General features: G+C 66.7%; 12 protein-coding genes and 1 tRNA gene. 5 read left to right on the forward strand and 8 right to left on the reverse strand.

What is annotated here, in order from left to right; genetic code table 11:
* On the reverse strand, positions 1-440 hold a 440-nt coding region (locus DBR20_RS07115), incomplete at its 3' end, for a hypothetical protein (protein ID WP_219927800.1).
* A gap of 180 nt (positions 441-620) precedes the next feature.
* On the opposite strand from DBR20_RS07115, the gene DBR20_RS22070 reads away from it, so the two are divergent.
* A complete protein-coding gene (locus tag DBR20_RS22070; RefSeq protein ID WP_181393036.1) occupies positions 621-794 on the forward strand; it encodes a hypothetical protein in 174 nt (57 codons plus the stop codon).
* Positions 795-848: 54 nt separating this feature from the next.
* On the opposite strand, the gene DBR20_RS07120 is transcribed toward DBR20_RS22070, so the two are convergent.
* The 4 genes from DBR20_RS07120 to DBR20_RS07135 all read right to left on the reverse strand — a co-directional run bounded on the left by DBR20_RS07120 (position 849) and on the right by DBR20_RS07135 (position 3,933).
* Positions 849-924, reverse strand: a tRNA-Ala gene (locus tag DBR20_RS07120).
* 135 nt (positions 925-1,059) lie between these two features.
* Positions 1,060-1,974, reverse strand: a complete 915-nt coding sequence (locus tag DBR20_RS07125) for an alpha/beta hydrolase (RefSeq protein WP_108265687.1) — start codon at positions 1,972-1,974, stop codon at positions 1,060-1,062.
* Positions 1,964-2,857, reverse strand: a complete 894-nt coding sequence (locus tag DBR20_RS07130; RefSeq protein WP_108265688.1) for an alpha/beta hydrolase — start codon at positions 2,855-2,857, stop codon at positions 1,964-1,966. The genes DBR20_RS07125 and DBR20_RS07130 overlap by 11 nt, the downstream gene beginning before the upstream one ends.
* A gap of 20 nt (positions 2,858-2,877) precedes the next feature.
* Complete coding sequence (locus DBR20_RS07135; RefSeq protein ID WP_108265689.1) at positions 2,878-3,933, reverse strand: sugar phosphate isomerase/epimerase family protein; 1,056 nt, start codon at positions 3,931-3,933, stop codon at positions 2,878-2,880.
* 101 nt (positions 3,934-4,034) lie between these two features.
* Here DBR20_RS07135 and DBR20_RS07140 point away from each other — a divergent pair, with 101 nt between their 5' ends.
* Positions 4,035-4,625 carry a TetR/AcrR family transcriptional regulator gene (locus tag DBR20_RS07140; protein WP_108265690.1) on the forward strand — a complete coding sequence of 197 codons (591 nt, stop codon included), beginning with the start codon at positions 4,035-4,037 and terminating at the stop codon, positions 4,623-4,625.
* Between the two features lie 153 nt (positions 4,626-4,778).
* Positions 4,779-7,109 (forward strand): TonB-dependent receptor, encoded by a 2,331-nt coding sequence (locus DBR20_RS07145; protein WP_108265691.1) that lies wholly within the window; start codon positions 4,779-4,781, stop codon positions 7,107-7,109.
* A 97-nt stretch (positions 7,110-7,206) separates the two neighbouring features.
* On the opposite strand, the gene DBR20_RS07150 is transcribed toward DBR20_RS07145, so the two are convergent.
* The 3 genes from DBR20_RS07150 to rnd all read right to left on the reverse strand — a co-directional run bounded on the left by DBR20_RS07150 (position 7,207) and on the right by rnd (position 11,993).
* Positions 7,207-9,273 (reverse strand): DUF4034 domain-containing protein, encoded by a 2,067-nt coding sequence (locus DBR20_RS07150; protein ID WP_181393037.1) that lies wholly within the window; start codon positions 9,271-9,273, stop codon positions 7,207-7,209.
* Between the two features lie 118 nt (positions 9,274-9,391).
* Complete coding sequence (locus DBR20_RS07155; RefSeq protein WP_181393038.1) at positions 9,392-10,513, reverse strand: serine hydrolase domain-containing protein; 1,122 nt, start codon at positions 10,511-10,513, stop codon at positions 9,392-9,394.
* 400 nt (positions 10,514-10,913) lie between these two features.
* On the reverse strand, positions 10,914-11,993 hold the full coding sequence (rnd, locus tag DBR20_RS07160) for a ribonuclease D (protein ID WP_100553059.1): 1,080 nt from the start codon (positions 11,991-11,993) through the stop codon (positions 10,914-10,916).
* Between the two features lie 84 nt (positions 11,994-12,077).
* On the opposite strand from rnd, the gene DBR20_RS07165 reads away from it, so the two are divergent.
* Together DBR20_RS07165 and DBR20_RS07170 are read left to right on the forward strand one after the other, a co-directional pair.
* Positions 12,078-13,961, forward strand: a complete 1,884-nt coding sequence (locus DBR20_RS07165; protein WP_108265694.1) for an SUMF1/EgtB/PvdO family nonheme iron enzyme — start codon at positions 12,078-12,080, stop codon at positions 13,959-13,961.
* A 102-nt stretch (positions 13,962-14,063) separates the two neighbouring features.
* The gene (locus DBR20_RS07170) at positions 14,064-14,954 is read left to right on the forward strand and encodes a M48 family metallopeptidase (RefSeq protein WP_108265695.1); all 891 of its coding nucleotides are present in this window, start codon (positions 14,064-14,066) and stop codon (positions 14,952-14,954) included.
* Positions 14,955-15,119 lie beyond the last annotated feature (165 nt).

The raw sequence follows: 15,119 nt of genomic DNA on the forward strand, positions 1-15,119 counted from the left end.
GCGTCGCGGATCTGGATCTGGGTCTGGTAGTAGTACTTGTCGCTCTGCCGGCCGTTCGAATCGATGAAGGCGATGCGTACCCGACCCGCGGTGCCGCGTACCAGCAGACGACGGTTCTGCAGCTGTTCGAGCTTCATGCCGAACGCCTTCTCCAGTTCCGGGCGCAGCGCGGCATCGATGTTGAGCGTGATGTTGAGCGGATGGCGGTAATCGCGCTCGCTGTTCAGGTAGATGCGCTCGCCTTCGGTACCGGTAGCCTGCACGGTCAGCACGAAAACACCGGAGATGCCGCGAGAGGGATCATCCTGCGCCGCACGCACTGCTTCGTAGTTGCCGATATAGCCCGGTGGCGGCATCGGTTGCCGGTCAAGGCGATGCGCGCAGCCAGTGGCGAGCAGCAGTGGGATCAACAGGGCAGACATCACGGCAGGGCGATACATGGCGCATCCTTGTGCGAGGTGATCCGCGGATTGTGACCACGCGACGATGACGATCACAAGCACCGCAGGAGCGTGATGGCTGCACGCGCTGTTCGCAGGCAGCCGACCACCGCATCACGCAGGCGCGGATAGCGTTGTCGGCGTCACGCCGGCCTGTTGCCGGCGACGTGGGAGCGATTCATGACCGAACATGACAAGAAGACCTCGAATGCGCACGAAGGCGTGCAGGAAAGTCGCCAGGACCGGCAGCAGGAGGAAGTGGCCAAGCAGCGCCCTGGTCAGCAGGACCAGAAGGTACGTGATGCGCATTCGCGTGCACCCGTGCGCAAGGACGGTGGGCAGGACCCGGCATGAGCGGTTGGGCAAAACAAAAAGCCCCGGCAGTGCCGGGGCGTTCTGTACTTCATATGGTGGAGCCAAGGAGGATCGAACTCCTGACCTCGTCATTGCGAACGACGCGCTCTCCCAGCTGAGCTATGGCCCCATGGGGTGGTGTTGCATCCCGTGGGCAGCGGAGCTGACGCCACGTGACGACCCTAGCATAGCGCTGGCCGGTGCCGGCTGCAAAGGGGCGGGCCGGCACAGCGGCGCAGGTGATCTGCGCCGCTGCAGTCCTGGCTCAGGGCAGCAGGGCCGCCGCGCGCTGGATCGCGATGTCGGTCGCAGCCGACACGCCATGCAGGTGGATGCAGGCGTGGATCATCCCCGGCAGGCGCTCCAGCGTGCAGTCCACGCCCGCCTCCCGCAGGTGCGCGGCGTACTGTTCAGCTTCGTCGCGCAGCGGGTCGAACTCACAGCTCAGTACCGTGGCCGCCGGCAGCCCGCGCAGATCTGGGGCGTGCAGGGGCGAAGCCAGCGCCTGCCGGCGGTCACCGTCGCCCAGGTAGGCCTGCCAGCAGCGCTGCATCAGTTCGGCGCTGAGGTAGTAGCCGTCGGCGAACTCACGATAGGTGCTGCTGGCCATGGTGGCATCCAGTGCCGGGTACAGCAGCAGTTGATGCGATGGCAGCGGCAGTCCCTGATCGCGCAGCAGCAGGCAGCACGCGGCGGCGAGATTGCCGCCAGCGCTGTCACCACCGATGACCAGACGCGTTGGATCAAGGCCCAGGACTGTGGCATTGGCGTGCAGCCACAGCCAGGCGTCGGCGACGTCGTGCAGCGGCGTCGGGAACGGATGCTCCGGGGCCAGGCGATAGCCGACGGCAGCGATGACATGGCCGCTGGCATTGGCCAGGGCCCGGCAGGGGCCGTCATAGACCGCCAGCGAGCACTGGAACCAGCCACCGCCGTGGGCGAACAACAGGGCAGGGCGCGGGTCCGTGCTGATGGCTGCGGGCGTGTACAGGCGCACGACCAGCGCATGGCCGTCGCGCGCGCTGATGACGTGCTCCACGACATGCGATACCGCCTCGGCGGCACCCTGCAGCGTGGGCAGCGCCTGCTCGCTCAGTGCGCGCAGTTCCAGCAGATCGTCTGGCAACGGTTGCGCCGCCACCGCATCGACGAACGACTGCAGCGCAGGTTCAAGCGGCATGACCAGCCTCCTGCAGGAACGGCAGCAGCTGGGCGAGGAACGCCTGCGGTGCTTCTTCCATGATGAAGTGGCCACAGCCCGGAACGACGCTGCCGCGCAGATCATCGGCATGCGGCTGCAGGGTCAGCATCGGGGCGTTGCCGGTGGCGTGCTCGGCGCCGATGGCCAGCACCGGCATCGTCAACCGGCGTTGTGCGCGGACCTGGTTCTGGCGGATGGTTTCCGGAATCGCGCGGTACCAGGCAAACCCTGCACGCAACGCGCCGGGGCGGCTGTAGGCGGCGATATAGGTTTCGCTGGCTACCGCATCGCGCCGGTACGACCAGCGGTCGAACATGAAGTCCAGGTAGGCGCGTTCGCGACCGCTGATGAGTGCCTCGGGCAGATCGGCCACCTGGTTGAACATGAAGTGCCACAGGAAGATGTTGTCGGCTGGCGCGGCGAAGATGCCCGGCTCAGGCGCCAGCCCGGGAATCACCGCCTCGGTCACGGCCAGGCGCTGTACCGCCTGCGGCTGGTCGCTGGCCAGCGCATAGGCGATCCACATGCCGATGTCATGGCCGACCACCTGGTAGCGCTCGTGGCCCAGGGCCTGCATGGTCTGGTGCAGTACCGCTGCGGCACTGCCGGTATCGTAGCCGTGCGCGGGGCGATCGGATTCGCCGATGCCGGGCGGGTCGACCGCGATCGCTTCGAAGCCGGCCTCGGCCAGCGCATGCAGCACGTGGCGCCAGGCGTACCAGGTCTGCGGCCAGCCTGGGATCAACAGTACCGGTTGCCCGCTGCCAGCGGATACGCAGTGCACGCGCTGGCCGTCGATGCGCAGGTAGTGGTGGCGCAGGGTGTCGTCGCCGGGGGTACCAGCGGTGGGGATGTTCGTCATGGGAATGTTCCTGTGGGGGCTCAGGCGATGCCGAGCATGTGCTGCATCTGCGCGCTGCTGATCGGCGCGCCGGCGAAGTCGTCGAAGATCTTGTCGGTGACCGGGATGATGTGATCGCGGATGAAGGCGGCACCTTCGCGCGCGCCGGCTTCCTGGTCCTTCAGGCAGCACTCCCACTCCAATGTTGCCCAGCCGGCGTAGTCGTACTGCGCCAGCTTGGAGAAGATCGACTTGAAATCGACCTGGCCATCGCCCAGCGAACGGAAGCGGCCCGCACGTTCGGTCCAGTCGGCATAGCCACCGTAGATGCCCTGGCGGCCATTGGGGCGGAACTCCGCGTCCTTGACATGGAACATGCGGATCAACGGATGGTAGATGTCTAGGAACTGCAGGTAATCCAGCTGCTGCAGCACGAAGTGGCTGGGATCGAACAGGATGCGGCAGCGTTCGTGCTGGCCCACGCGCTCGAAGAAGCGTTCGAAGCTGGTGCCATCGTGCAGGTCTTCGCTGGGATGGATTTCGTAGCAGAGGTTGATGCCGTTGTCCTCGCAGGTGTCGAGGATCGGCCGCCAGCGGCGTGCCAGCTCATCGAACGCGGTATCGATCAGGCCCGGCGGACGCTGCGGGAACGGGAACAGGTAGGGCCAGGCGAACGAGCCGGAGAAGGTACCCATGTCCTGCAGGCCGAGCCGGCGCGAGGCGCGTGCGGCCAGATGCAGCTGCTGCTGCGCCCATTCGCTGCGGGCCTTCGGATTGCCGCGCAGTGCTTCCGGCGCGAAGCCATCGCACAGCTCATCGTAGGCCGGATGCACGGCGACCAGCTGGCCGAGGATGTGGGTGGTCAGCTCGCTGACCTGCAGGCCGTGCTCGGCCAGGGTGCCACGCAGGTCATCGCAGTAGTCCTGGCTGTCGGCAGCGGTGGCCAGGTCGAACAGGCGCGCGTCCCATGCCGGAATCTGCAGGGCCTTGAAACCATGGCCGGCCGCCCAGGCGGCGATGCCGGACAGGCTGTCGAACGGCGCCTGGTCGCCAGCGAACTGCGCCAGATGCAGGCTGGGGCCTTTGAGGGTTTGCATGTGTTGCTCCAATTATTTGTCAGTCGACAAAGAATAGGCGCACGCATCGGGGTGGTCAACAGCCGCGTTACACTGCGCGCCTCAGAACGGCAGGCAGGCAGATGGCAGGGCGACCGCGCGAATTCGACAGGGACCAGGCATTGCGCAAGGCGATGCTGCTGTTCTGGCAGCACGGCTATGAGGGCACCTCGATGTCGGCCCTGGTTGAAGCGCTTGGCATTGCCTCGGCGCGCATCTACGCCGCGTTCGGCAGCAAGGAGCAGCTGTTCCGCGAAGCGGTGGCGCTGTACGAGGAAGGCGAGGGCGGCTTCGCGCCGCGCGCGCTGGAGCAGGCGTCACTGCGCGATGCGATCGGCAGCATGCTGCGTGATGCCGTGTTGACCTACACCCGCCGCGGTCGTCCGCATGGCTGCCTGGTGGTGTCATCGGCCAGCAGCGTGTCACCGGATGGCGAGGGCGTACGTGACTGGCTGGCCAGCCATCGTCGCCAGCGCACGGCGGCGATCATCGCGCGGCTGCAGCAGGCGCAGGTGGCCGGCGGGCTGGCGGCCGATCTGTCCGTGCAGGCCCTGGGCGATCATTTCGCCACGGTGCTGCATGGCATCTCGGTACAGGCGCGTGACGGCGTCAGCCGCGAACGCCTGCTGGCGATGGTCGAGGTTGCGCTGGCGCCGCTGCCAAAGGCCGGCTGAGGGCGGACTGTGCCGAAAACGGCTTGATGCCCCCGCTGTCTGCAGGCGCAACGAAATTGTAACAATTTGGAGGATAATGGCCGCTTGCGCAGTTTTCCTCCTATTTGCCGCCCGGTCAGCGCAGGCCGCACGGACGCCTCCTCAGAGCTTTCGATGCCTTCCCATTCCGATTCCCGCCGTTCGTCGGGCATGTCGTCCTCCCTCGTTTCCTTCCGTCGCCATCCGCTGGCCCTGGCCTGTGCAGGCCTGGCCCTGGCTGCCAGCTTCGGTGTTGCCGCGCAGGACAGTGCGCCGACCCCGACCGGGCTGGACACCATCACCGTGACCGCCGAGCACCGCGAGCAGAACCTGCAGGAAGTGCCGGTGTCGGTAGGCGTGGTGCAGGGCGAGCGCATGCGCGACTTCACCGCCGGCGGCGACGACACCCTGCTGGCGCTGTCCGGCCGCGTGCCGAGCCTGTATGCGGAAACCACCACCGGCCGCATCTTCCCGCGCTTCTACATCCGCGGCCTGGGCAACATCGATTTCTACCTGGGTGCCTCGCAGCCGGTGTCGATCATCCAGGACGACGTCGTGCTGGAGCACGTGGTGCTGAAGTCCAACCCGGTCTATGACGTGGACCAGGTGGAAGTGCTGCGCGGTCCGCAGGGCTCGCTGTTCGGCCGCAACACCACCGCCGGCATCGTCAAGTTCGACACCCTCAAGCCGACCCAGGACTACAGCGGCCGCGTCAGCGCCAGCTACGCCTCCTACAACAGCGTGTCGATCGACGGTGGCTTCGGCGGCCCGATCAACGACATTGCCTCGTTCCGTGTGTCGGCCCTGTACCAGCACCGCGACGACTACGTCGACAACACCTACACCGGCCCCAGCGCCGACGGCACGGTCAGCCCGAAGAAGAACGCCATGGGCGGCTTCGACGACCGCAACGTGCGTGCGCAGCTGCTGCTGACCCCGAGCGACCAGTTCTCGATCCTTGCTTCGGCCCACGCCCGCGACTACGAAGGCACCTCGACCCTGTTCCTGCGCAACGCGCTGACCAAGGGTTCGAACAAGACCGACGTACCGCGTGACCAGGTCGCCTACGACGAGGCCGACAACAACCCGCAGGCGTACAAGACCTACGGCGGTTCGGTGAAGGCGCGTTATGACTTCGGCGCGATCGACTTCACCTCGATCACCGCTTACGAAACCACCTCCGGCTACAGCCGCGGAGACACCGACGGCGGCGCCGCGGTCAACTTCCCGGTCAATGGCGTGCCGAACGGCTATGGCCAGTCGATGGGCCAGATCCGCGATCTTGACCAGTGGACCCAGGAATTCCGCCTGGCCAGCCACGATGACAGCGCCCTGCAGTGGCAGGCCGGCGCGTTCTACTTCAACGGCAGCGACACCACCGACTTCTACCAGCGCGCCTGGTTCCTGAAGGGCGCGGCGCGCAACCCGAACAACTGGGTGCGCCTGCGCAACAAGAACACCTCGTGGGCCGGTTTCGGCCAGCTCAGCTACGCCTTCACCGACAAGTTCACCGTCACCGCCGGCCTGCGCCAGACCCGCGATGAGAAGCACACCCGTCTGTTGAAGACCGCCGACACCGCCGCTGGCGCAGTCACCTACAAGGGCCGCACCGACGTCAAGATGACCGACACGACCCCGAGCTGGGATCTGAGCGCGATGTATCAGATCACCCCGGACGTGAGCGTCTATGCGAAGGTCGCGCGCGGCTTCCGTGGCCCAACCATCCAGGGCCGTTCGGCAGTGTTCAACGCTGACTTCACCACCGCCGATTCGGAGACGATCCTGTCCTGGGAAGCTGGCGTGAAGAGCAGCCTGTGGGACAACCGCCTGCGCTTGAATGCCACCGCGTTCACCTACACCGTCAACGATATCCAGCTCAACGGCAACGATTCGGACGGCAACGGCGTGCTGTTCAACGCCGACAAGGCCAAGGCCTACGGCTTCGAAGCGGACATGGAGCTGCGCCCGATCCCGAACCTGACCCTGAGCGCCGGCCTGAGCCTGCTGCACAGCGAGATCAAGGACAAGCGCGTGTATGCGCAGGTCTGCGCACTGAACGGCAAGGTGGTGTGCACCGTCGATGACCCGACGATCAAGGTCGGTGCCAATACCTTCGCCCAGATTGATGGCAATCCGCTGCCGAACGCGCCGAAGTACAACATCAACCTGGCCGCGCGTTACGACTTCCCGCTCAGCGATGCGGGCACGATGTTCGTGTCCACCGACTGGAACAAGCAGGGCTACACCAGCTTCGTGCTGTACGACAGCCAGGAGTTCAATTCGAAGGGTGACTTCGAAGGCGGCCTGAAGATCGGCTACTCGGGCAACTACGGCGCGTATGAAGTGTCGCTGTTCGCGCGCAACATCACCAACGAGAAGAACCTCAAGGGTGTGATCGAGAACTACATGGCCGCGGTCTACAACGAGCCGCGCACCGTGGGTGTGTCGCTGAACATGAACTGGTAAGCCGCATCGGTCGGTACCGCACGCGGTACCGACACCTTTGCACTTCCCTCCAGACGCCCTGCCTGTGCAGGGCGTCTGTCGTTGAGCTGCCGCTGGTTCAGACCGGCTGCACGTCGTGCCGGTCCGGTACTGCATCCAGTCCGAAGGTCAGCTGCCAGCTGCGCAGGTCCACTTTCTCGCGGTCGCGGGCTTGCTGGCGCGCCGCACGGCTGGCACCAAACAACTTGCCCTGCCCATCGATCAGCGGACGCATGCGCAGCACCTCCTCGTTGTCGGGCTCGGCGTCGGCGGCACGCTCAAGCCAGATCTTTGCCAGGAAGGCATTGGCAGGCACACCGTTGCCGAAGTGGAACACATCGGCCAGGAAACCGGCCGCCCACGCCTGGGTCGCGCTGTCGCCACGCCACCACAGTGGCCCCAGCAGGTCGAACACGGCTTCGCGCTTGTCGTTGTCGTCCTCGTCCTGGTACAGCAGCACCGCAAGGTTCTTGTGCGCCGGACGCCATACCCGGTCATGCGGCGCAGCCTCGTCCACGCAGCGCCGATACAACACGCGCGACTGCTGCTGCAGTGCCGGATCGGGGTTCTGCCTGAAGAGCTCGCCGAGGTGCCAGGCGCGGTTGTAGATGACCACCAGGTCGCCGGCGGCAATCGCACGTTCGGTCCACAGCGCCTCCTGCTCGGGATCGGTATAGGCGGGGAAGTCCTTGCCGGCCACACGCCCGCGGTACAGATCCACCAGTGATGCCATTGATCGCGGGTCACCGGCTTGCGCAAGCTGCAGCAGCATCTGCAGGCCGGCCGGCGCGGAAACCGAGCAGAGCAGATTGGCAGCCACCGTAGAAAGTTCCACGTCTTCTTCATCGGCCGTCGCCAGCGCTCCCTGCAGGTGCTGCATGGCGAGGGCGGTGTCCGCGCTGAAACCGAACAGGCCGGATTGGCGACCGGCCGCCAACCACGCAAGCGCATGCGCGCTGTCGGTCCAGTCTTCGACACTGGCCAGAACCTGCGTGAACAGGGTTTCGGCGCCGTCGACACGTGCAAACAGCGCACAGGCTTCCAGTGCGTTCAGCCCCTCATCAACCACACAGCCCGGATCCAATGCGAAGGCTTCTGCCAGGCACTCATGGGCATGCGTCATCCGCACCAGGTCCCAGTTCACCTCGTTGTCCTGCGGTTCGTCGCGACCGAGGTGATAGTCCATGGTCGCCCACCAGCACAGCACCTGTGCACGGGTTGACGCATCCAGGTGCAGATCAAGCAGGGCGCGGTAGGCCTGGTCGTGCTCGGCAATGGCCTCGGCATCGTCGGCATCCGGGGTGAACCACAGCCAGTCGCGCTCCTTGACCACGCGCAGTCGATTGCGCTGGGGAAGCATCAATCGCGATGCTTCGGGGCCATCGATGAAGTGCTGCATCAAGGCGTGGCTGCCGCCCCAGCGCGGGTACAGGTAATACAGATAGGTCTCGAGCACGTCGACATCGTCGGCACGGAACGACAACGCCAGCTGCAACCAGTAGTCGGCGACGTACTTGAATGCTTCTTCGCTGCGTTGCGCCAGCACAGGAGGCAGCGCAGGCAGTTCATGCAAGGGGGCGCCGTAAGGCGCGAGCAATGCGACCGCAGCGGCGAATGCTTCCGGGTCCTGGCGCTGCTGCGTGGTGTACAGATCGGCGCGACCGCCGCGCTGCAACTGCTGCAACCAACGCGGCTCGCCCAGATAGCAGGCCATCCGCAGCATCCGCCCCAGTACGAAGGCGGGGCGTGGATGCCGCGCGATGGTGTGCAGCCATGCGGCCAGAGCGTGGTCGCGCGCCAAGGCCGCACCATCCCATTGCGCCTGGTGGATCTTTTCGACGGTGTCGGTGGAACGGATGCGGCCGGCAACGCGGTCCCACAGTGTGCCCAGTACCGCCCACGCATGCGGGCTGTGTGGCTGTCGCGCACACCAGTGCCGCGCGCGTCCAAGGCGGGCAGGCAGGTCCTGCGCGGGTTCAAGCAGGGTGGCGAGCAGCCAGCCATATCCAAAGCGCGGGGTGTCACCGTCGAGCCACTGTTGCTCCACCGCCCCGAGCAGCCGGTCGACATCGTCGAAACGCTCCTGCTGCAGCGCGTCGCGTGCTTCGCGGCGCAAGGCCATCGCGTCGTGGGGGGAATGCGGCATGGGGAACAGCGTCCTTGCAGATGATCGGACGCGCATTCTAGGCAATCCGGTGCAGCCTGTTATCGCTTGCGGTGCCGCGGCAGGCCGACGCCCTGCAACTGCAGGGCGTCGGCCTGTGTTACTTCGCGGCGGGCGAAGGTGACAGTTCGGCGAACAGGCCGCCGAGCACACCCATGGTGGCCGTGTCGGCGCCCATGTCTTCGGCGGCGTTGGCAATGGCGATCACGCCACTGTTCTGTGCGGGGAACAGCACCACCCAGGCCAGCCAATTGCCATCGGAGCCACCGTGCACCAGCACCGGGCCTTGGCGGCCGGCGATCGATGGCTGCACGCCCCAGTCCAGACCCGAGGGACTGCCCGGTTGCGCGCTCTGCATCAGCGTGTAGGACGCCGGTGTCAACAGCGTGCCCTTGCCATGGCTGCCGGCGAGCTGGTCGATGGCGAACAGTGCCAGGTCCTGCAGGCGCATGTGCAGGTTGCCGGCGGCGGTGTAGATCGGCGGTACGCCATCATCGGCTTTCTGCGGCGCGCGGGTGACGGGCTTGCCGCCGCGGTGGCCCAACGGCTGCCCTGCAGTGGTCGGCCCGAAGCCGGCACCGGTCATCTTAAGTGGCTGGAACACCTCGCGTTGGATCAGCGTTTCCACGTCCTTGCCGGTGGCGCGCTCGGCAATCACGGCTGCGATCAGGAAGCCGCTGTTGCTGTAGGCGAATTCCGTTCCCGGCGGGTGGACCGGTGCCTCTGACAGCGCGGCCTTGATGTAGGCCTCGCGCTGCACCGGCAGGGCACGTGTGTCGGTGAAGAACGCATCCAGAGCGGCGCCATCGCTGAGGTTCTCCGGCAGGCCCGCGCGGTGCGACAGCAGCTGCACCAGCGTGACGTTGCGGTAGGCCGGCTGCATCTGTGCCGCGAGGTCGGGCAGCATCGTCGACAGCGGCGCATCCCACTTCAGCACGCCCTGTTCGACCAGGCGCGCGATCATCGCCACGGTGATCGGTTTACCGGTCGAGCCGATCATCCAGGCATCGCCGGTGCTGGCGGCCACCTTCTCATCATTGCGGCGCACGCCGCTGACGGCCTGCTCGGCGATCTTGCCGTCGCGGATCACCAGTACTCCCATGGCCGGCGTCGTCGTGCCCTGCAACGCCTGTGCAATGCGTGCCTGCAGGTCATCGGCGGCGCTGGCACTTGCGGCAACGCACAGGAGTGAAACGCCCAGCCATCGGCGCAGGTGGCGCATGGGGCGGGAGGGGGAAGCTGCGGTCCGTTCAGAGATGATCGTGTGCATGGGAGTCCTTTGCGCAGCAGCGTGGGCAGGACCTGCGCTGACGGCATCGGCCCTGCGGGGTGCGTCGTCCACCGGTGCCTTGATCAGGCATGCAGGGTGGCGTGCGATTCACTCTTGCATGCCACTGACGCAGGCGTATGTGTCTGCAGTCATGTACATGAACCGCGCAGCGCGATCCCGTTGGCGGGCGTACAGGATCGCGGCAGCCACCGTCGCACGCGGCAATCAGCGTCGGGTGGATTTCGAAGGGCGGTAGCGCGACGTGTCGCGCGCTGCAGGCACGTGCCGCGCGCGCTGATGGCCATGCCCGGGTGTGCCGTCGCCGCGCTGCATGCGCGACGACGGCAGGGGCTCAAGCGGCGGGCAACAGCGGTGCCAGCACCGGCTCCAGTTCCTGCTGGCGCCATCCGGCCAATGCGGCAGGCCACTGCCGATGCTCCAGATAGCTTTCCAGATGCTTGCGCGAGGCCAGTACGCCGTCTGCCAGACCGAGCTCGCGGCTGCGTTCGGCTACGGCATCCTGCAGCTTCTTCAGCAGCTGCTTGCTGGCATCGCTGGCCTGCATCGCCAATGGTGCATCGGCTTCGTCGGCCAACGGCGTATCCAGCGCCTCCCATACCGCAGCGGCAAGCTTGCGCGGCGCCTTCGGGAACTGTTCGAACAGCTTGCTCAATGCGGCGGCATCGGCAGGCGGCGTGCGTGCCAGGGTCGCGGCCAGCTCGTTGTCCAGGATCCAGCTGCGCGGACGGTCGCTTGCGCGCGCCTGCACGTCGCGCCAGCGCAGCAGGCGCAGCAGGCGGCGCTGCGCGGGCGCGTCCAGGAACTGCGCCGAGCGCATGCCCAGGTGTGGCCAGCGGTCTTCGTCATTGGCGACGCTGGCCAGCAGGCGCTCGCCGTCGTCGTGCAGCCACTGCTGGCGCCCCAGCGATTCCAGCTTGGCGGAAATCGCGTCATGCATCGCGAAGAGATGCTCGACGTCGTCGGCGGCGTACTTCAGCTGTGAATCCGACAGCGGCCTGCGCATCCAGTCAGAGCGGGTTTCGCCCTTTTCCAGTGCCACGCCGGTGATCTCCTGCACCAGCTTCTGGTAGCCCATGCCAGCACCAATGCCGGCCAGGGCGGCGCCGATCTGGGTGTCGAACAATGGGCGCGGCAGCACGCCGCAGGTCCACTTGAACGCCACCAGGTCTTCGCTGGCGCTGTGCATCACCTTGGTGATGGATTCATCGGCCAGCCAAGGCGCCAACGCCTCGGGCATGCCGGGAATCAACGGGTCGATCAGCAGGATGTCCTCGCCGACGGCCATCTGCACCAGCGCCAGCTGCGGCCAGAAGGTGCGTTCACGGATGAATTCGGTATCCAGGCCGATGCGGGTCGGCCGTTGCTGGCGGTATGTGTCCAGCTCGGCGGGGGTGGTGATCCAGGTTGCCACAGGTCAGGGCCTACTACTCGTGTTTGCTCAGGCAGGGGAGAATAGCCTAACGTCGGTCCGCATCCGTGCCGAAGGAGGCCCTGCTTGCGTTTTCTGCTGTCGCCCGTGCTGTGTACCGCCTTGGCCGTTGGCCTGGCCGGTTGCACGCCGTCGCCCCCTGCGCAGACCTCCGGTGGTACCGCAGGCCAGCCGGCTGATCCCGCACCAGAGGCCGGTCCGGCACCTGGTACCGGGCAGGGCACGGTGACCATTGCCGGTGACGATGCGGCCGAGGACATCCAGCAGTGGACGCCGCCGCGGGTCGATCGCCAGGGACGTACGCTGGCACAGCTGCGCCGGGCGGCCGATCAGGCATTCGCGCGGGGGCATCTGTACGAAGATGGCGATGCGGCAGTGCCGCTGTGGCTGGCGGTGCAGGAAGAGGAACCCGACGACCGCCAGGCGCGCCTGGGCCTGCAACGTGCGAAGCAGCGCCTGCTGCAACAGGCCGATGCGTTGCTGCAGCAGCCATTGCGGCAGCGTGAAGCGCTGGCCGAAGCCGGGCGCCAGGCGCTGGTACTGCTGACCCTGGCGCCGAAGGACGAGAAGGTACGCGCGCTGCAGGGCCGGGTGGAGACGGCGCAGCGCGTGGTCGCCTACAACCGCGCGGGCGAAGACGATCTGCGTGCCGACCGGATAGGTGAAGAGGGGGATGGCGCCATCGGCAGCTTCCGCGAGGCACTGGCGTTGGACCCGAACAACCGGCGCGCGCGGCAGGGCCTGGCCGCTGCGGAAAGCGGGCTGATCCGGCGGGCAGAGGACGCCGCGCGCATCCGTGATTTCGCCAGTGCCGGCGCTTGGTTGGCAGAGGCCAGCAAGGTGCGGGATTCGTCACCCACCATCGCTGATGCGTTCGAGCGCATCGAGCAGATCCGCGCAGCAGCGCTGGTCCAGCTGCGCGATGGCGGCCTGCATGATCTGACCACCCCGCAGGGATTGAAGCCTGCGCGCGAGAAGCTGGCCGAAGCGCTGCGCATCGCCTTGCCGGGCGACGCGGTGGTGGCGCAGCTGCGCGAGCGCATCGAGCTGGCCACCCATTACGGCAGTTTCCGGCCGGGGCAGGTGTTCAGCGACGCGCTGCGTGATGGCGGCCGTGGACCGCAGATGATCGTGGTGCCACACGGCGGATTCCGGATGGGCGCCAGTGATACCGAACCGGGCGCGACCGACGCAGAGCGACCGTCGCACTATGTGCGCTTCGAGCGCGGTTACGCGATGGCGATCACCGAGATCACCGTGGGTGATTTCGAGCGTTATGTGAAGGCGACCAACGCCCGCCCACGCGCGACCCGGCGTGGACATTCGGTGGTCTATGACGAGCGCAGCGGCAATTTCATCCGTCGCAGCGGCGTGGACTGGCGGTCCGACTATGACGGTGGGCGCGCACTGGGCAATTCGCCGGTGATGCACGTCAGCGTGCGTGACGCGGAGAACTACGCGACCTGGCTTTCCGAGCAGACCGGCCGCAGCTACCGCCTGCCCAGCGAGGCCGAGTTCGAGTACGCGATGCGTGCCGGCAGCAGTGGCCGCTACCCGTGGGGCGATGCCGGGCTGCCACCGGAAGGCAGTGGCAATTACACCGGCAGCAAGGACGTTTCACCGTCCGGCAGGCATTGGCACAACGCCTTCGTCGGCTACGGCGATGGTTGGTGGGGGCCGGCACCGGTCGCCAGTTTCCAGGCGAACGGCTTCGGGCTGCACGACATGGGCGGCAACCTGAGCGAGTGGGTGGCCGACTGCTGGCATGCCAGCTATCGGCGCGCACCGGCCGATGGTGTGGCCTGGTTCAACCCGGGCTGCCGTTCACGGGTGATCCGCGGTGGCAACTGGGCCAATGCCCCGGAGCAGACCCGGGCGGCCTGGCGGCAGTCGCAGGATTCGGATACCACCAACGCGCGCATCGGCTTCCGGCTGGTCCGCGGGATCTGACGGCCACGCCTGGATCGGCGCCGGCTTCACCCGCCGCAGGCAGTGTCGCACTAAGATTGCGCCGTGCCCGCCGGCCGGCGGGGTCAGCCGGAAGACCTGCCGATGCGCAATGATCCTTTTTCCCGCTCGCCGCAGCAGCGGCGTGGCCTGTTCGGCAACATCCGCTGGTGGGTGCTGCTGCTGGCCGCCGGCTATGCGGCGTTCTACTGGTTCTCCAACCGTGCGGTCGACCCCTATACCGGCGAGAAGGTGCTGATCGACAGCAGCCTGGACGCCAGCCAGGAGAAGGCTCTGGGCCTGCAGGCCTACCAGCAGATCCTGTCGCAGGAGCGCCCGCTGGGCCCGAACGAACAGGTCTCGCAGGATGTCCGGGCGATTGCCGAGCGACTGATCGCCAAGGTGGACGTGGTCGAGACCGCGCTGGCGCAGGAACACGGGCTGCAACCTGCACACTTCGCACGCGACTTCGAGTGGGAAGTGAATGTGATTCCGTCCGAACAGGCCAATGCGTTCTGTCTGCCCGGCGGCAAGATGGCCGTGTACACGGGGCTGATTCCGGTCGCGCGCACCCGCGATGCGATGGCGGTGGTGATGGGCCATGAAATCGCCCATGCGTTGCTGCGGCACGGTGCACAGCGCATGGCCCAGCAGAAGCTGACCCAGATCGGCCAGGTGGCCGGCGCCGCCAGTGGCATGGATGCGCAGCAGCAGCAGATGATGATGTCGGCGATGGGCTACGGCTATCTGTTGCCGTATGCGCGCAGCCACGAGACGCAGGCTGACGAAGTGGGCCTGATGCTGGCGGCGGCGGCGTGTTTCGACCCGCGCGAGGCGGTGCCGCTGTGGCAGCGGATGGGCCAGGCGGGTGGCGGCCAGTCGCCGCCGGAGTTTTCCTCGACCCACCCCAATCCGGGTACCCGTATCCAGAACCTGCAGGCGTTGATGCCGAAGGCACTGGAGTACCGGCAGAAGTTCTGCGAGCAGGCCAGGTAAAGGGTGGTTCGGCAGGGCTGCGCCCTGCACCCGCAGAAACAACGGCAACGGCCGAAGCAACGGCAGAAGCGGGTTTCCTGAGGGATGGCGGGGTGGGTCCGGTTGCGGGGGACGCTGCAAGTACGTCCCTGTAAGCTCGGTCGCGCCATCCATGGCGCTCACGCC

It is taken from the genome of Stenotrophomonas sp. HMWF023, assembly GCF_003060985.1.
Lineage (GTDB): Bacteria > Pseudomonadota > Gammaproteobacteria > Xanthomonadales > Xanthomonadaceae > Stenotrophomonas > Stenotrophomonas lactitubi.